An 18,661-nucleotide genomic window follows, 5' to 3' on the forward strand; every position below is an offset into this window, starting at 1 on the left:
AGACGTGAAAGCGTAAAGGTGTTAAACAAAAGGGAAAATAGCCCTTCATTCCTCCTCCTAAAGGAGGAGTCAAATCACTCCGCTGTTGCATAGGCATCGACATCCCCCCTAGCTATGCTAATCCTAACGAATAGTCTGAAACAGACCATTTATGGCCTACATGCAACTAGGAACCGTTATGAATAATAATATGCCAATTAAAAAACTTGCCTTATCTATGCTGGTTTGTGCAAGTGCGTTAACTCCTGTCCATGCTGTTGTCACCGACAAAGATATTCAAAATGACCACGTTACCACTGATGACGTAGTGACGTATGGAATGGGCTTGAAAGCTCAGCGCTACAGCCCGCTCACCGCCATCAACCGCGATACAGTAGAAGAAGTACGTCCCGTGTGGGCGTTTTCATTAGGTGGTGAAAAGCAGCGGGGTCAAGAATCGCAGCCTCTGGTAAAAGATGGCGTGATGTATGTAACCGGATCTTACTCTCGTGTGTGGGCCATCGATGCGAGAACTGGTGAAGAGCTATGGCAATATGAAGCGCGTTTGCCAGACGGCATTATGCCTTGCTGTGACGTGATAAACCGTGGCGTTGCGCTTTACGATAATCTGGTCATATTTGGCACCTTGGATGCCAAGTTAGTAGCACTGGATAAAGACACGGGAAAAACTGTTTGGAAGAAAAAAGTTGAAGACTACCGAGCGGGCTACGCCATTACTGCAGCGCCTATTGTAGTTGACGGAAAAGTCATTACAGGGATTTCCGGTGGTGAGTTCGGGATCGTCGGTAAAGTGTATGCTTACGACGCGAAGTCTGGCAAACAGCTATGGGTTAGACCTACCGTTGAAGGGCACATGGGGTACTTATGGAAAGACGGTAAGAAAACCGAAAATGGTATTTCAGGCGGCGCGCCAGGTAAAACATGGCCTGCTGATTTATGGAAAACCGGTGGTGCAGCAACGTGGCTAGGCGGCACTTACGACTCAGATACAGGCTTGCTATTCTTCGGTACGGGTAACCCTGCACCGTGGAACTCTCACCTACGTCCGGGCGATAACTACTTCTCGTCGTCGCGCTTAGCTATCGACCCTAATACAGGCAAAATTGTGTGGCACTTCCAAACCACACCACACGATGGCTGGGACTTCGATGGCGTAAACGAGCTTATCTCGTTTGATTACCAGGAAAACGGCAAGACAGTGAAAGCGGCGGCAACCGCCGACAGAAACGGCTTTTTCTACGTCCTTAATCGCGAAAACGGTGACTTTATCCGCGGCTTCCCGTTTGTTGATAAATTAAACTGGGCAAAGGGACTGGATGAAAAAGGTCGACCTATCTACATTGAAGAAAATCGCCCAGGAAGCCCAGCGCAATCAGCTGATGGTAAACAAGGTGCACAGGTTGTCGCTCGCCCTGCGTTCTTAGGTGGTAAAAACTGGATGCCAATGGCCTATTCCAAGGATACTGAACTCTTCTATGTGCCTTCAAACGAATGGGAAATGGATATCTGGAACGAGCCTACCTCTTACAAGAAAGGTGCAGCGTACTTAGGTGCTGGTTTCACCATTAAATCAGTGAATGAGGACTTTATCGGCGTACTTAAAGCGATTGACCCCAAAACAGGTAAAACCGTTTGGCGCTATAACAACTTCTCTCCACTTTGGGGCGGCGTGTTAACTACAGGTGGTGGTCTGGTTTGGACCGGTAACCCTGAAGGTTATCTGATGGCCTTTGACGACAAAACTGGCGAAATGGTTTACAAGTTCCAAACTGGCTCAGGTATTGTTGGCTCTCCAGTGACATGGGAAATGGATGGTGAGCAGTACATCTCTGTACTATCTGGATGGGGCGGCGCAGTGCCATTATGGGGCGGTGAAGTTGCAAAACGCGTGAAGCACTTCAACCAAGGCGGCACCGTGTGGACGTTTAAATTGCCCAAGCGCTATCAGCAGGTGGCAAAAAACTAACCTTAGCTGAGCAGTAAATAGTGATTAATACATGGCCAGCGCCTAGGTGCGCTGGCCTTTTTTTCTTCACCTATTCATTTACCTGTTGGCAAGGTAAGTCTTCATCATTCTTATGGGCGTTATTTCGACTCTGACTTTAGCACTAACGTTGAAGCAGCAATTGTAAAGCTTGCGCTTTCAGTGGCTATCATTGTGGCCTCCTACCAAAGGAGGAGCCTTTCAAAACCAAAGTAGAGTTACCCCTTATTTCCTCGTACGTATACTTAATTCATAGTCTTTTGAGGATGTATGAATTATGAAAACAAAAATATCGATGTTGTTTGCTGCACTCGTGGTAACTGGCTTGTCTGGCCACGTGCTTGCACATGGAAATGTTATCCCTCAAGGAGCAGATAGCTCAGCTATGCCGCCAATCACTGATGGCGATGAGTCTGAAAATGGTTGGGTGTTTGAAAACCCATATCGAAGCCTTGATGAAGAAACCAAAACGAAGGTCATCAAGTTCGGTGAGTCAGCTTATGCAAATAACTGTGCAGGTTGTCACGGCTTGCACGCGCAGTCTGGCGGAATAAACCCAGACCTTCGTGAACTCGACCCAGAAAGCTTTGAAGACGACGAATGGTTCGTTGAGCGCTTGCGTTTTGGCTCGGCGAAAGGCATGCCTGCACTTGGCGGTATTCCTGAAGGTCAAACCGATCCTATCTTAGACCAAGAGACACTTTGGGCTATTAAAACCTACGTTGAAGCACGTCGCGTTGTGGCCATTGAAGAGGGTGAGATCGAAGCAGATTAGGGCGACGTCTGTTACGCCTTTTTCGCCGGGTTAACGTCGAGTTACCCGGCGCTTTTAATTTTAGCTAATACTCTGATTATTAAATATTTCTTTAACAATCTATTAGCCTGCTTAACGGGGGCATTTAGTTTTTCTGCTCCATGTGTGTAAAGGCAATAGTTTTTAGGAAAACAGGTGCAAAACTTTCAAAATCTTCAATATGGGGTAAATGTCCCAATCCTTCTAGTTCAATTACATTAATATTGTTATTTCGTAATTTAACTTCGCCACCTAGCTTGTCATAGCGACCTAATTCTCTAGAAACCCCTTCTCGTTTGTTTGCTCTACCAGGCGCAGTGCGATCACGTGTGCCCAATATGAGCGCAGTAGGAAGCGTTAAGGCGTTAAACTCTTCTACAACGGGCTGAGTGAAAATCATGTCGTAAGTTAGCGCATTTACTCTGGCTAACGTTGTCCAATCAGGCCCATTTATCCAGCCTTGCAGAAATTTGGCGTGTTGCGCAAATGCGTCATTCCATGTGCCATCGTAATAGTTTTTTGTTTGATAGTTGACTATCATTTCTGGGGTCTTTTTTAGCTCACTTTGATAAACTTTTTCAATGTCGGTATACGATTGATAAAGAAGATAATTTTCGAGACCAATTGGGTTAATTAACACCAATTTTTCACTGGTATCAGGATAGAGTAAAGCAAATCGCGTAGCGAGCATTCCGCCCATTGAATGACCCACAATAATGCTTTTTTCAATGCCTAGAGAACTTAGTAATTGCCGAGTATTGTTCGCTAGAGTCGCAAAGCTGTACTGATATTGAGTGGGTTTTGATGATTTTCCAAACCCTATTTGATCGGGTATAAGTACGCCGAAGCCGTGGCTTTGTAATAGCTGAGCGGTAGTTTTCCAATACGCGCCGTTGAAATTTTTACCATGAAAGAGTGTTACTACAGTTTTTCCCTTTTTTGGGGGTACATACATGTAGGCCATTTCGAGCTGTTGTCCTTGGGAAGCTAACTCAAATAGGTTTACTTCAAACGGATAAGGCATCGTAGTAAGGCGCATATCAAAGGACAAGTCTTCTTGTGCTGTTACAACAGAAGGCCAAGAAAATAAGAAAATGATGCCGTAAGCCAGCGCAGTTTTAACATAACTATACATAAACGAAGCTCGGTTGAAATAACATGAATACGTACAAACAATATGGCATGTATCGCGTTCGCTAGCTAATACCAATCGCTGAAACACGATGATGTACCTTAACTCAGCGATGTATATGATTTTATTTCATTTAGTAGCGATAAAAAGATAAGACATTTGGGGTTAGTAAGTGATTATCTTGCACGAATAAAGAAAAAGTACGTGGTTTTTAATTAAACGAGTTGATATTTATGGAGTAAGCCAAAAGCAAGCGCAGTGATAGGTAGAGACAATAAAGTGCTTATCGCGATTATGCTAGCCGCTAAGCGGTAGTCTCCTCCTAGATTTCTTACCATGACATAACTTGCAGCAGCAGTGGGAGAAATAGCCATGAGAAGAACAATGCCTAACTCCATTCCCCTAAACTCAAATAAATAGGCCATAGAAACTAAGACCATTGGATAGATGGCACACTTACTTATTGTACTTATTGTTATATTTAACCAGTCGTTTGAAAAGGAGCGAAACTGTAGTGAAGCTCCTGTACAGATAAGTGCTAGCGGTAGTGTGAGTTGGGCGAAATACTCCCCTGTTTTTATCAGTGTACTTGGAAGCTGCCATTCGAAATAGGAAAAGGGTAGTGCCGAAGCAATGGAAAGAATTAGCGGGTTTTTCGCCATGCCAGTAACTTGACCCAATAAAGAACGCGACGTGCCTTGATAAAAATTAAGAACAAAGACAGACAATACGTTAAACAATATAGTAATACACCCCATATAGACCGAGGCTACAGCAAGCCCTTCTTGCCCATAGGTATTGGCACAATAAGCAAGGCCAATAATGCCCATATTGGCTCTGAAACCGCCTTGTACAACCACACCTCTGGCTTTGTACGGATGCACGGTCAGATGAGAGGTAATCATCAGAGCGGCAAAAACAATGAGCGTGCCCATAACTCCAACGCCTATCAGCGATAGGTTGGCGGCTTTAGAAAAGTCTGCTCGCGCTATCGATAAAAACAACAGCGCAGGGAGCGCAACGTTAAATACCAGTTTAGATCCAGCTTCTATAAACCCTTCATTGAGCCATTTAATGCGAAAAAATAGCCATCCCATTAACAGAAGGATCAAAACAGGAATCAGCGTGCTGGTAATAAAACTAAGCATAAAAGATACGTAAGCCTTTACATGTGGAAACGAAACAACATAAAAACGCATTTGTAGAATATTGATGAATTTAACCTATTCACAAACGGTTTTGATAAGCGTAACTTAATATTTATATAAGAAAGGGTTGCCGATACAAAAGCTTGCCCTGTGTTTAAAAGCCCCTATTCAAAAGAATTGATGTATGAAAGCACTTCTTTTATTTATTGGTTTTGTAATAGTTAATTGCTTGTGGGGCGGGCTCTCTCACGCTTACGCTAAAAGTACTGCGTCTTTAGATAAAATGCAGTTAGTTAACGACAAGCTGTGGATGTATTACGAGGAAGGTAGTCAGCTTACTGCTGAAGACATCCTGACTAAATATCAGCAGAATACACTTATAAAAAATACTAATGGGCGCGTTAGTTATGGGTTCACTGGTAACACGGTTTGGGGGGTGTTGGCTGTTGAATTAGATACATATGGTGTTCTTGTTACTCGTATTGCTAAAAATAGCCCAATAAACGTACCTTTTCTTCCTCTGAAAATAGAAATAGATAATGCGTGGCTAGACGATATCGACCTCTATTTTTTCGAAAACGGTCAAAGAAAGCGTCATGTAAAACTTGGTGATAATCAGGTGCATAGTGCTCGCTTTGAAAACGCGCGAATGCCTTCTGTATTCTATCGATTTACCCAGCCTGAAACGCTGGTGGTTTTTCGATTTTCCTCTGAAGATCCTATGACGATCCCCATATACGTAGGACCACCAGTAGTTGCTAAAAACAAGACAACGGAAAATGCGTATTTTTATGGCGCGTTGTACGGCGCACTCGTTATTTTATTGGTTTACAACTTGGTTCTATACTCCTATCTCAAAGAACGGCGCTACCTGCTTTATTCCTTATACCTTCTCTCGTTTTTGCTATTTAACTTCACTTATACCGGTCATGGTTTCTGGTGGCTTTGGTCAGAATCGATATTCCTTCAACAGTGGCTTTTGCCTGCGCTAATGTTTTTGTATTTGTTCAGTGCGGTAAGATTCACCATCGAGTTTCTTAATACCCAACTCTATCTACCACAGCTCTATCGCTGTAGGAAGTATATCTATGGCGCATTGGGCGCACTCGCTGTCACCATTGTGTTGATTGGAAGTCGCTCTTTCGCGGTGATGTCGCAGCTTGCCGTTTTAACAACAATAGCGATTTGGATGTTGTTGATAGGAATTTTTGCCTACCGTAATGGCGACACATTAGCTAAATTTTTCCTTCCAGCCATTTTATGCGGAACCGGCGGTGCGATGGTGTCGAGTCTAGCCACATGGGGGCTTATTCCATACTCGAAATGGGCATTTAGAGGCATTGAAATCGGTATGGTGTTGGAAATGTCTTTGCTATCTATCTCACTGGCATTTAACTACAAACAAGTACAGCAAGCGCGCAGAAACGCCGAGCGTGACGCAAGGCTCGATCCACTTACGTCGCTTTATAATCGGCGAGCTTTTGAAGACTTGGTTTATCCTATTTGGGAGATGGGAAAGCGCAGTAATAAGTTCATGTCGGTTATGCTCATTGATATTGATTTGTTTAAAGGTATCAACGATAAATATGGTCATGACATGGGTGACAAGGTGCTGAAAAAAGTCGCTGAAGAAATTAAAGGGCAAGTTAGGGGCTCTGACATTACCTTTCGCTGGGGCGGCGAAGAGTTTTTGGTATTTTTGCCCAATACTCGGGTGCATTACGCCAAGCAAATTGCCGAGAATCTCCGCGTACACCTTTTCACCCACGACATTAACAAATTCATACGAGTGACAGTAAGTATAGGTGTGGCAGGAACCTCGCCAGGCGAAGAGGATGTCAATGTTCTCATTAAACAGTCAGACCAAGCCTTGTACCTAGCGAAAGCAAAAGGTCGAAACAAAGTGGTGGTTTGGGAGGAAGATTCAGAATAAGAGAAAATAACCGAGAGGAGAAATAAAGGGAAGTATCTAGCTGATTTATAAATACAGCATTCTCACGTATGATTCTGCTTTTCATTTTCTCAGAGTATCCTTTTCATGTACCAAGATTTTCAAGCAGAGTTGGCGTGGGCTAGCCTTCATATGCCGCGCACTCGTAATGCCATTGCATCACTTCCCGATCTGTCGAACGTTAAACTTGCTTGCAACATGCATTTAGATTTGAAAATGGCGCCTTTGGTTGAAGGGCTACTTTCACGAGGATGCGACATTTTTCTTACCACGTGTAACCCCACTACAGTGCAAGATGATGTGGTGTCTTACCTTGTTGATAAAGGTGCAACGGCCCATGCATGGCGTGATATGAGCGAGGCTGACTGGTCTGAGTCATTCGATAAAGCGCTGGCGTGGCAACCTACCCATTTGTGTGAAATGGGCGCTGATCTGACAACTCGACTTCACGAAAATATAAAAGCAAATAAACCAGTACCGAGCATTGTATCGGGCTTAGAAGCAACGGGCTCTGGCATTAACCGTTTAAATGGTATGGCGCCAAACTATCCAATATTTAACTGGGATGATTTACCAGTAAAAGAAGGGCTTCACAACAGGCACATGGTGGGTTTAAGCGCATGGCAAACCTTCTTCCAAACCACTCATCTAACCCTGCACGAAAAAGTAGTGGTTGTTATTGGTTATGGCTTGGTTGGGCAGGGCGTTGCCGCCTCGGCTAAAGCGTTCGGGGCACAGGTTCAAGTTGCAGAACTTGATCCAGCAAGAGCACTTCAAGCGAAATACGACGGCTGGCCAGTGGTTGATTTAAATGAAGCGGCTAGCCAGGCTGATGTTATTGCCACAGCAACTGGTGCGTATGGCGTGGTGAATTCGAGTCATCTAGACAACATGAAAGACGGAACGTTTATTTTAAACGTAGGCCATGTAGCCCAAGAAATTGATGTGCCTTACCTTAAAAACAAGGCTACTCACAGTGAGCCAATGCCTTATGTAAATGCCTATAAACTGGGCGATAAAACACTGTATCTTCTAGCCGATGGCTCTATGTTTAACTTAACTGCGGGCTATGGTGACAGCATTAATGCCTTTGACGTAACTTTGGCTGTCATGGCTGCGGGCATCGGCTTTATCGTGAATGAAGGTGCAAAAAGCGAAAAAGGCTTGTACTTGTTACCAGAGGCTGCGTGGAAAAGTGCGCTTTAAAGCGCTGCAAATCATAAGAGAGTGTTTATCTTTAAGTACGCAGTACAAAAGGTCTAGCCACCTCTGCTTATCTCGACATTCCTATTGAATGTTGTACAGTGAGCCCGTTTTAATAAATTCATAGTTAAGGCGGGCTGATGATCATTCCAATAGACAATCAGCCTTGCGCCAGTGTAGGGACGAAAAAAATGGGCAAAATAATAGGTACAAAAACACCACAGCAGGCTTTAGATAGCCTTGTCAACATGACAGGCGATCTGCGCCCCATAGAGCTCTCTGAATACAAAGCCCGAATTGCCAAGGCGCAGCATTATATGCAGGAAAATGGCATTGGTGCGCTTTACTTAAACGCTGGTACTAACTTAGCGTATTTTACAGGTATGCAGTGGTACGCCAGTGAGCGTTTAGTCGGTGCGCTTTTGCCTGCAAAAGGTGACCTTGTATATCTAGCTCCTACCTTTGAAATCGACTCTTTAAACGAACGCAAATTAGTGGAAGGCGACATAATTGGTTGGCAAGAGCACGAGAGCCCATATGCGCTTGTCATAGCTATGCTAGATAAACTAAATACCGCTGGAGGCGATAAATTGGGTGTGGATGAGTCGACCCAGTTTTTTATCGTAGATGGTTTGAACAAGATGCTTGGCCAATCTTGGCAAATTATCAATGGTGCAGAGGTAACAGCACACTGTCGCATGCACAAATCTGAAAGTGAACTCGCGCTTATTCAACGCGCTATGGACATGACCCTAGCTGTGCACAAAGCGACTGCCAGTATGCTTTATGAGGGCATTACCACGACAGAAGTTGAAGCATTTATTAACGATGCACATAAGAAAGTGGGGGCCACTGGTAACTATTTTTGCATTGTACTTTTTGGAAAAGCCACCTCGTTTCCCCACGGCGTTAAAGACCCTCAAGTACTAAAGAAGAACGACTTAGTATTGATTGATACTGGCTGTAAGGTGCACGGCTACCTCTCTGATATCACGAGAACCTATTGTTTTGGTGAGCCAACCGATAAGCAACGAGCATTATGGGAAAGCGAAAAGCGCGCGCAGCTTGCTGCATTTAACGCTGCAAAAGTTGGTGTTCCCTGTGGCGATGTTGATAAAGCCGCGCGAGACAGCTTAGCTAAAGATGGCTTAGGACCAGACTATAACTTACCAGGTTTGCCCCATCGAACCGGGCACGGCATCGGTATGGATATTCACGAATGGCCGTATTTGGTGAAAGACAATCCTCACCCGCTAGCATCTGGTATGTGTTTTAGTAACGAACCTATGATCGTAGTACCAAACGAGTTCGGTATTCGCTTAGAAGATCACTTTTATATGACCGAAGATGGCCCTGTGTGGTTTACTGAGCCTAGCGAATCGATTGACGCGCTTTAGTAGCGTCTAAAAAACATTTAAAGGAATAAAGATGAGAAGAACGGTGGGCAGGTTTTTAAGTGCGCTATTGGTTGCGTTGTCTTTTGGCAGTGCACACGCTTCGGATAAGCTAAAAATAGGTGTGGTTGGGTTAACCCACACCCATGTTCATTGGATTTTCGAAAGCGAAAAGCAAGGCCAATTTGAGATTGTTGGCGTTGTTGAGCAAAACAAAGATCTGGCTCAGCGTTATGCCACGCAGCACAACTACTCCATGGACAAAGTGTATGATTCGATGGACGCCATGTTCGCTGAACAAGACGTTCAGGCGGTCGCTGCGTTTGGTACCATTTACGAGCATTTAGAAGTCGTGCAAAAGGCGGCGCCGCGCGGCGTTCACGTTATGGTTGAGAAGCCCCTTGCGATTAATATGGAACACGCATCGGAAATGGAAGCCCTCGCCACAAAGCACAACATTCATCTACTCACCAACTATGAAACCACGTGGTATCCCACCAATCACAAAGCGTATGAAGCAATAAAGAATGACGAAGTTGGCGACATTCGCAAAGTCATAGTACGCGATGGTCATAAGGGGCCAGCGAAACTTGGCATTAACAGTGAGTTTTTAGACTGGCTTGTTGATCCGAAGCAAAACGGAGGCGGCGCGATTGTCGACTTCGGTTGCTATGGTGCAAACCTTATGACTTGGCTGATGGAAGGGAAAAAGCCGCAGAGCGTAACGGCAATCACTCAACAGCTTCAAGCAGAAAACAACCCTCAGGTAGATGACGAATCTATCATTATTCTAGGCTATGAAAACGCCAATGCCATTGTGCAAGGGTCTTGGAACTGGCCAATAGGGCGCAAGGATATGGAAATTTACGGTGAGACAGGCGCAGTATATGCCGACAATCGTCATAACTACCGAATGCGCATTGCGAAAGGGTACGACGACTTTGAAGAAACAACACTTACCCTGCCTGAACGAGCTGCGCCATATAACGACCCTTTCCACTATTTCAAAGCACTCATCAACGAGGAAATTTCTATATCACCTTATGACCTATCTGCGCTGGAAAACAATATGGTGGTAGTAGAAATTCTTGATGCGGCTAGAGAAAGTGCCAAAACCGGTAAAACCGTATATTTGAAGTAATCTCCCCAACCGATTTTGCTGAGCGAAAAGCGTCATCATTTAGCTCGCAAGGACTGTTTTCTAGCAAGTCTTTGTGAGCTCAACCAACACCTTCAACATCTCATTTATTAATAAAATTCATCTTTCTTAGCGATTAATTTCAATAGTGTGTACCTGTAAGACTCGGTAGGGTTAAACAGTCATTTGACGCAGCTCTACGCCAGTAAATTAGCCTACCTTCAACAGGCACCGTGCTATCTATCTGAGTCAAAAAAACTCCAAAAGCGTTTGATGTCATCCATTTTTCTATTTCCTAGTTTATGCAATTCAATTTGGAAGGTTTTATGTCGATTGAAAAAGACCAACACGCAAAAGACGAGTCAGCTACAGCTATGGGACGTCGTTATTTCATTAAAGCATCTGCGCTGGTTGGCGCAGGAATGGCCACTGGAATTCACGAGTCCGCTATTGCTAAATCACCATCGGCTGTTCATTCAAGCGCTAATGAACGCATAGCGCGAAAGCTTGGAGAGCTAGAAGTTTCGCCATTAGGTTTAGGGTGTATGAGCATGAGCAGTGGTAGCTACAACCCGCCGAGAAGCGTTGCTGAAATGGAGCCTGTAATTCGAGGCGCTTTCGATGAAGGCGTAACTTTTTTTGATACAGCGGAAGTTTACGGTCCTTTTACCAATGAAACTTTGGTGGGGGAAGCATTAAAGCCCATTAGAAACAACGTGATCCTGGCCAGTAAGTTCGGTTTTGATTTTTCCAACAGTCAGCGAAGTGGAAGAGACGCCAGGCCTGCCTCCATCAGAAAGGCTGTGGAGGGGATGTTATCCCGACTGCAAACTGATCGTATCGATTTGCTCTACCTTCACAGAGCAGATCCAAACGTGCCCATTGAAGACGTTGCAGGCACAGTGGGTGAACTTGTTAAAGAAGGGAAAGCCCGGCACTTTGGGCTGTCAGAGGTATCGCCCGATACGATCCGTAAAGCTCACAAGGAATTCCCTGTAAGCGCCGTGCAAAGCGAGTATTCAATTATTGAAAGAGCGATGGAAAATCAGGTACTAGACACCTGCAAAGAGCTAGGCATTGGTTTTGTTCCTTGGGGGGCTGTGTGCCGAGGTTATTTAGCAGATAAGTTTAACGAATACAGCCGATTTTATGATGAATCAAGACTATCGTCAGTGCCTTATTTCACTCCTGAAGCACTAGCTAATAATCGTAAAATCCTCGATCTAGTGAGAAGCTGGGGAGCGGAACGAAACTTAACGCCAGCTCAATTTTCACTTGCTTGGGTACTTTCTCAGGGAGACTTCATCGTGCCAATCCCTGGTAGCACTAAATTACATCATATAAGAGAAAACCAGAGCGCATTGAACGTTAGATTTAGCCAACAAGAATTAGCAGAATTTCGCACCCAGCTAGACGCTATAGCGCTAGTCGGCGTGCGAAATCCTGATTCTGTTCTCGAAAATAAATGATATTCATGAATTAAACTAATTAGTCTTTGCGTATTTAACGAATTAATTAGCTGACGCTCTCAGAGTAATCTGTAAATGGCTTAGTTAGAGCACTAGCCACAGGGGCTAGTGATGATTACGGAGAGCGTTATGGCTTCAGAAATAAAAGCACTTGTAGCAGAAAAAGCGGGAACAACGTTAAGTCCCCTTACTATCTCTCGCCGAGAACTTATGCCAGACGACGTGCAGTTTGACGTTCTCTATTGCGGGATTTGCCACTCTGATCTCCATCAGATGCAAAACGACTTCGGTATGTCTCAATATCCAATGGTACCGGGTCATGAAATCGTAGGCAAAGTCACAGCAATTGGCAGTGATGTGACCAAATTCAAAGTAGGTGATCTCGCTGCGGTGGGATGTATTGTAGATTCGTGTGGCAGCTGCGCATCGTGTGATGGCAAGTTAGAACAATTCTGCGAGCAAGGCGTAACGTTTTCGTTTAACTCGGCAGATAAATATTCAGGCGGCCAAACGTTAGGTGGATTCTCAAAAAGCTATGTGTGTAAAGAGGCTTACACACTAAAAATGCCTGAATCACTTGACCTCGCGGCAGCTGCGCCATTGCTATGCGCAGGTATTACGGTGTATTCACCGTTGCGACACTGGAACGCAGGCAAGGGCAAGAAAGTTGGTGTTGTCGGTCTTGGTGGTTTAGGGCATATGGCGATAAAAATGGCCAAAGCGATGGGCGCTGAAGTTATTGTTTTTACTACATCACAAAATAAAGCAGCTGATGCAAAACGATTGGGAGCACACGACGCAGTGGTCTCGACAGACAAGGTCAAAATGGCCGAATACGCATCAAAAGTAGACCTTATCATTGACACGGTTTCAGCCAAACATGACGTGAACGAGTATTTGAACTTACTCGCCATTGACGGCAGCGTTGTATTGGTGGGGTTACCGCCAGAACCGCTAGAAATAGGTGCCTTTAATATCGTTATGGGGCGCCGAAGCTTTTCCGGATCAAACATTGGCGGAATTGCTGAAACACAAGAAATGTTAGGCTTTTGCGATAAACACAACATTACTGCAGATATTGAATTAATTAAGGCATCAGAGGTTAATCAAGCGTTTGAACGCCTAGCGAAAGGTGACGTTAAGTATCGGTTTGTAATTGATATGTCGACATTGTCTTAGTCACTTTTTGTTAAGGAAAAACCATGCTCGCATTGGTTAGAGTTGCACTGAATAAGCCGTACACCTTCATGGTGTTGGCGCTATTAATCGTGATTTTAGGAGCTATAACGGCAGCAAAAACGCCCAAGGATATCTTTCCTAATGTAGACATTCCTATCATCGCCATCGCTTGGCAATATCGAGGTTTGCCTCCGGATGAAATGGCGGGGCGCATAACCACGCCATTTCAAAGGGCGTTGACCAGCACGGTTAATAATATTGAGCATCTGGAGGCGACGTCATACAACGGTTTTGGTGTGGTGAAAGTTTATTTTCATCCCACTGTCGACATTAATATGGCAAATGCACAAGTGACGGCCGTGGCGCAGACCATGGTTCGTCAAATGCCTTCAGGAACACAGCCTCCGCTTATTATGAATTACAGTGCGTCTACTGTACCAGTGCTTCAGCTGGCATTGTCAGGGAAGGGGTTAACCGAGCAACAGCTAGCTGATTTAGCAATGAATCAGCTGCGCTCTCGTCTTGTCACTGTTCAGGGAACGGCTATTCCTTGGCCGTTTGGTGGAAAGTCACGACAAATTCAAATAGACCTCGACCCCGACGCGTTGCAGGCGAGGGGGTTGTCAGGTCAAGACGTGGCAAATGCGCTGGCAGAGCAGAACGTCATTATTCCTGCTGGCACGCAAAAGATTGGTGAGTATGAATATACCATTCAAATAAATAAAGCTCCTAAAACCATTGAGGAGATTGGAGACTTACCGATACGCGTAGTAGACGGCACCATTATCTATATTCGCGACGTTGCTGACGTGTATGACGGCAGCGCTGTGCAAACGAATATTGTGCACGTAGACGGCGGTCGCTCGGTGCTGATGAGCATCTTTAAAAATGGAAATACCTCAACATTAGATGTCATAGAGGGCATTAAGCGTCGTTTAGAGGAAGTTAAACCCTCCATGCCTGACACGCTAGAAGTTAAACAAATTGGCGATCAATCTCTCTTCGTGAAAAACGCGGTTAACGCGGTTTTGCTCGAGGGTATTATTGCTGCGCTGTTAACCTCGTTGATGATATTGCTGTTTCTAGGTAGTTGGCGCTCAACCCTCATTGTAACGGTATCAATCCCGCTCTCTATCCTCGGAGCACTGACAGTCATGTCTGCTCTTGGTCATACGTTAAATATTATGACGCTAGGGGGGCTGGCTCTTGCAGTAGGTATTTTGGTTGATGAGGCTACCGTTACGATTGAAAGCATCAATGCTCATTTGGAAGAAGGGAAAGATGTTGTTAGCGCCATCGTTGATGGAGCGCAGCAAATAGCAACTCCTGCTTTTGTTTCGCTTTTGTGTATATGTATTGTATTTGTACCTATGTATTTTCTACAGGGAATTCCGAAGTACCTCTTCGTTCCAATGGCTGAAGCTGTAATGCTGTCCATGCTGTTTTCTTTTCTTCTTTCTCGAACGCTCATTCCAACACTCGCCAAATACCTTCTGGTAGAAAACAACAATCATTCTGTGCGCACGCCAACTGGAATGGCGTTATGGTTAAGTAAGGGGCACAAGCGCTTTGAACAAGGTTTTAAATCGTTTCAACATAGCTATTCGCAAGTGCTTACGAAAGCCATTGCGAGTCGAAAATTATTCCTAGCGGGTTTTCTTAGCTTTGCCATTGTGTCATTTGCCTTAATGCCGTTTATTGGCCGAAATTTCTTCCCTACCGTTGATAGCGGTCAAATATCCATTCATGCCAGAGCACCTGTTGGCTTGCGTGTTGAGGAGACCGCTGCGCGTTTCGGCGACATACAAAAGGTGATAAGGGAAGTCATTCCAGAACGTGAGCTGGCGGCTATGGTGGACAACGTGGGGACGTATATTTCAAGCATGAATACCATTTACGCGAACAATGGAATGATAGGTTCGCAAGACGGCGACATACAAATTTCACTCGCACAAGATCACGCGCCAACAGACGTTTATATTAAACGCCTGCGCGAAGTGTTGCCTGAGCGCTTCCCCGATATGACGTTTTCGTTCTTGCCCGCTGATATGGTCAGTCAGGTCCTGAATTTTGGTGCGCCATCGCCAATTGATATTCAGATTAGAGGGAACGACCTTGATGCCAACTTCGACTATGCCAACACGCTAATTAAAGCGTTAAGAGCGATACCAGGAATTGCTGACGTAAGAGTGCAGCAAAGTCGACAGTCACCGTCGTTAGACATAGAGGTAGATAGAACCCAAGCGGCCTATGGCGGCCTAACTCAGCGTGATATTAGTCAATCGTTAGTGGTGAATTTGTCGGGTTCAGCGCAAGTTGCGCCAACCTTTTGGTTGAATCCTGAAAATGGAGTGAGCTATCCCATTGTTATGCAAACACCTCAGAGAGCACTGGACTCTTTGTCCGCCCTAGAGAACTTGCAGCTGAGTCAGCCATCCAGTAATGCCAGCGACATTCCAATAACGTTGAGTACTGTAGCAAGTTTGTCTCGCTCGAATATTAGCGGTGTTGTGTCGGAATACAACATTCGACCTATAGTTCAAATATTTGCAACAACGCAAGGGCGAGACTTAGGTGCAGTTAGCGAGGATATTCGCTCAGTGATTGATTCTTTGGCCGAAAGTAAGCCGAAAGGGGCTACCGTTGAACTTGAAGGGCAAGTAGCCACCATGAACCAAGCGTATAACGGTTTGCTATGGGGGCTGCTAGGCGCGGTTGGTCTTATCTATTTTGTCATTGTTATCAATTTTCAGTCTTGGCGAGATCCGTTTGTCATTATTTGTGCTTTGCCTTTTGCGATAGCCGGAATTTTATGGATGCTTTTTGCCACTAAAACCACGTTCAGTGTACCCGCACTTACTGGCGCAATCATGTGTATGGGCGTGGCAACCGCCAATAGTGTGCTAGTTATCAGTTTTGCTCGTGAAAAAGTCCGTGAATTGGGCTGCGCTCGTGAAGCTGCCATCGCTGCTGGTTTCGCCCGATTGCGCCCCGTTTTGATGACAGCCTCGGCAATGATTATAGGCATGTTGCCTATGGCTATAGGCTTAGGGGAAGGCGGAGAGCAAAACGCCCCATTGGGTAGAGCCGTAATAGGTGGCCTATTAGTAGCGACCTTGGCCACGCTTTTCTTTGTTCCCGTTTTGTTTAGTTTGCTCCACAAAAACTATGTTCAACCTTCGACAGGAGACGCTAATGTCTAACGCAACCATCAATAACACCAAAAAGGTGAAAATTTTCGCTGTTGGAATTACCCTTTTTGTAGTAGCTATCGTGGTAGAAGGGACGCTATACCGGCAAGCTCATAGTGAAGAAGTCAAAGCATGGACAGAGCAGCGGCAAATACCTACTGTCGCAGTAGTAACGCCTGCGGTTGAGCAAACAAGTAAAGTCATTGAACTGCCAGCAAGATTGGAAGCTCAACAAGCGACAGCGATATTCGCCAGAGTTGATGGGTATGTTAGCAATTGGTACTTTGATATAGGCAGTCGCGTTGAAAAAGGGGCTGTGCTTGCTGAACTGGAGACGCCGGATATCGACCAGCAAATGTATCAGGCAAATGCTGAGTTAGAACGCCGCAAGGTTGAAGCTTCACTGGCACAAAGCACGTTCAACCGGTGGTTAGGGTTAGCTGAAACACAGGTAGTCAGCCAGCAAGACGTAGAGCAAAAGCGAAGTGAGCATTTGGCTGCGCAATCGGCAGTAAAAGCTGCACAGGCAAGTTTGCAGCAGTGGAAGGTGCAAAAGCAGCTTGCTCGTGTCATTGCTCCTTTTTCTGGCACTATCGTGGCGAGAAATTTGGACGTGGGTGATTTAGTTAACGCTGGCTCAAGCGATATGCCGCCTTTATTCAGAATAGTTTCAGCGGATAAGCTAAGAGTCTTTGCGGAGATCCCACAAAAATATGCCGCTGTAGTTGAGTTGGGGTCGTCTGCAAACCTTATTGTTCCGGAATATGCTGATAGAGTTTTCGTAGCAGAGGCTGTGCGCCGCACTTCAACGGTTAACCCGCTTAGCGGCACATCGCGCGTAGAGTTTAGTACAAGTAATCAAGAGGGCTTATTGATGCCCGGAGGCTATGCGAAAATCAGAGTAACGTTAGAGAGCCCTGCACCTGCTATTACCATACCTGCAAGTGCACTGATCTTTAATGCACAAGGGCTTTCGGTCGCTACAGTCAACGAAGAGAACGAGATAATCATAAAGCCTATTTCACTGTCCCGAGATTTGGGGAGAACTGTGGAAATAGCACAAGGGCTAAATGAAACGGATCGCGTCGTTACTAACCCTCCCGATGGTGTGTCTAATAAAGATAAAGTTAATGTTGTGGGTTAAAGGAGCGCATGAAGTGGCGTACTGCATATGAAAACACGTTTGAATGACCTGATTGCCTTCGTGGCTGTAGCAGAGGAAGAGAGTTTTACTCGAGCTGCAGCACGGCTTTCCGTTTCCCAGTCGGCCTTAAGTCATACGATAAAAGGGATGGAAGAGCGGTTAGGCTTACGTTTACTTACCCGCACAACGCGAAGTGTGTCGCTGACAGAAATTGGTCGTAAGCTCTACACGTCTGTTTCTCCAAGGCTGCAGGACATTGAAAACGAACTCGACTCGCTAAATGCGCTAAAAGACAGCCCGTCTGGCACCATTCGAATTTCCTCTGCTGAACATGCGGCTCGCAATGTGTTGTGGCCCAAAATTGTGAAATTCATGGAGGCATACCCAGACATAAATATTGAAATGTCGGTCGACTACTCACTTACAGATATCGTTGCCGACAAGTTCGATGCTGGCGTACGTTTAGGGGAAAGCTTGGCTAAAGATATGATTGCCGTCAGTATTTCTCCTCCTTTAAGAATGTCGGTTGTTGCGTCACCAGAATATTTTGAAAAGCACGGTATTCCGCAAAGCCCAAAAGATTTGTCCGCGCATAAATGTATAAATTTAAGGTTGCCGACCTATGGAAGGTTATTGGTTTGGGATTTTGAAAAAGAGGGCAGGGAGGTCAACGTACGCGTAGAGGGCCAGTTAACGGTCAACAAGTCATTCTTTATTCGGGACGCAGCATTGAAAGGGTTTGGTATCGCTTATCTACCTGAAGATATGGTTAAGCAAGATATAGAAGCTGGATACCTTCAGCGTGTACTCGATGATTGGTGTGATGAATTTCCCGGCTACTATTTGTATTACCCCAATCGAGCTGAATATTCCCCTGCGTTTTCATTATTTGTAAAGGCGATGCGTGAATACTGAGTTCACGCTATCAAGCCTTT

At 45.2% G+C, this 18,661-nt stretch carries 13 protein-coding genes; 11 read left to right on the forward strand and 2 right to left on the reverse strand.

Features of this window, described 5'->3' with window-relative positions:
- Positions 1–178 precede the first annotated feature (178 nt).
- Positions 179–1,966 (forward strand): PQQ-dependent methanol/ethanol family dehydrogenase, encoded by a 1,788-nt coding sequence (locus AWH61_RS08025; protein WP_014977357.1) that lies wholly within the window; start codon positions 179–181, stop codon positions 1,964–1,966.
- Positions 1,967–2,261: 295 nt separating this feature from the next.
- Positions 2,262–2,759, forward strand: a complete 498-nt coding sequence (gene pedF, locus AWH61_RS08030) for a cytochrome c-550 PedF (RefSeq protein WP_014950662.1) — start codon at positions 2,262–2,264, stop codon at positions 2,757–2,759.
- 124 nt (positions 2,760–2,883) lie between these two features.
- Here pedF and AWH61_RS08035 read toward each other — a convergent pair whose 3' ends face one another.
- Both AWH61_RS08035 and AWH61_RS08040 read right to left on the reverse strand, forming a co-directional pair.
- Positions 2,884–3,912, reverse strand: coding sequence for an alpha/beta fold hydrolase (locus tag AWH61_RS08035; protein ID WP_075176741.1), 1,029 nt, complete (start codon positions 3,910–3,912; stop codon positions 2,884–2,886).
- A 212-nt stretch (positions 3,913–4,124) separates the two neighbouring features.
- Positions 4,125–5,057, reverse strand: coding sequence for an AEC family transporter (locus AWH61_RS08040; protein WP_044583767.1), 933 nt, complete (start codon positions 5,055–5,057; stop codon positions 4,125–4,127).
- A gap of 184 nt (positions 5,058–5,241) precedes the next feature.
- Between AWH61_RS08040 and AWH61_RS08045 the strand changes: the two genes are divergently transcribed.
- The 9 genes from AWH61_RS08045 (at position 5,242) to AWH61_RS08085 (ending at position 18,641) form a co-directional block, all read left to right on the forward strand.
- The gene (locus AWH61_RS08045; RefSeq protein ID WP_075176742.1) at positions 5,242–6,990 is read left to right on the forward strand and encodes a sensor domain-containing diguanylate cyclase; all 1,749 of its coding nucleotides are present in this window, start codon (positions 5,242–5,244) and stop codon (positions 6,988–6,990) included.
- Between the two features lie 105 nt (positions 6,991–7,095).
- Positions 7,096–8,214 (forward strand): adenosylhomocysteinase, encoded by a 1,119-nt coding sequence (locus AWH61_RS08050; RefSeq protein WP_075176743.1) that lies wholly within the window; start codon positions 7,096–7,098, stop codon positions 8,212–8,214.
- 188 nt (positions 8,215–8,402) lie between these two features.
- Positions 8,403–9,608, forward strand: coding sequence for a M24 family metallopeptidase (locus AWH61_RS08055; protein WP_075177106.1), 1,206 nt, complete (start codon positions 8,403–8,405; stop codon positions 9,606–9,608).
- A 31-nt stretch (positions 9,609–9,639) separates the two neighbouring features.
- On the forward strand, positions 9,640–10,746 hold the full coding sequence (locus tag AWH61_RS08060; protein ID WP_075176744.1) for a Gfo/Idh/MocA family protein: 1,107 nt from the start codon (positions 9,640–9,642) through the stop codon (positions 10,744–10,746).
- Positions 10,747–11,069: 323 nt separating this feature from the next.
- Positions 11,070–12,212 (forward strand): aldo/keto reductase, encoded by a 1,143-nt coding sequence (locus AWH61_RS08065; protein WP_083605926.1) that lies wholly within the window; start codon positions 11,070–11,072, stop codon positions 12,210–12,212.
- Between the two features lie 129 nt (positions 12,213–12,341).
- The gene (locus AWH61_RS08070; RefSeq protein WP_075176745.1) at positions 12,342–13,391 is read left to right on the forward strand and encodes an NAD(P)-dependent alcohol dehydrogenase; all 1,050 of its coding nucleotides are present in this window, start codon (positions 12,342–12,344) and stop codon (positions 13,389–13,391) included.
- Positions 13,392–13,414: 23 nt separating this feature from the next.
- A complete protein-coding gene (locus tag AWH61_RS08075; protein ID WP_075176746.1) occupies positions 13,415–16,594 on the forward strand; it encodes an efflux RND transporter permease subunit in 3,180 nt (1,059 codons plus the stop codon).
- Positions 16,587–17,726: an efflux RND transporter periplasmic adaptor subunit gene (locus AWH61_RS08080; RefSeq protein ID WP_075176747.1), complete on the forward strand. Its 1,140-nt coding sequence runs from the start codon at positions 16,587–16,589 to the stop codon at positions 17,724–17,726. Before AWH61_RS08075 ends, AWH61_RS08080 begins: the two co-directional genes overlap by 8 nt.
- A 27-nt stretch (positions 17,727–17,753) precedes the next feature.
- Positions 17,754–18,641, forward strand: a complete 888-nt coding sequence (locus tag AWH61_RS08085; protein WP_039226007.1) for a LysR family transcriptional regulator — start codon at positions 17,754–17,756, stop codon at positions 18,639–18,641.
- Positions 18,642–18,661: the final 20 nt, after the last annotated feature.

The sequence above is a fragment of the Alteromonas sp. W12 genome (assembly GCF_001924945.1).
GTDB lineage: Bacteria > Pseudomonadota > Gammaproteobacteria > Enterobacterales > Alteromonadaceae > Alteromonas > Alteromonas macleodii.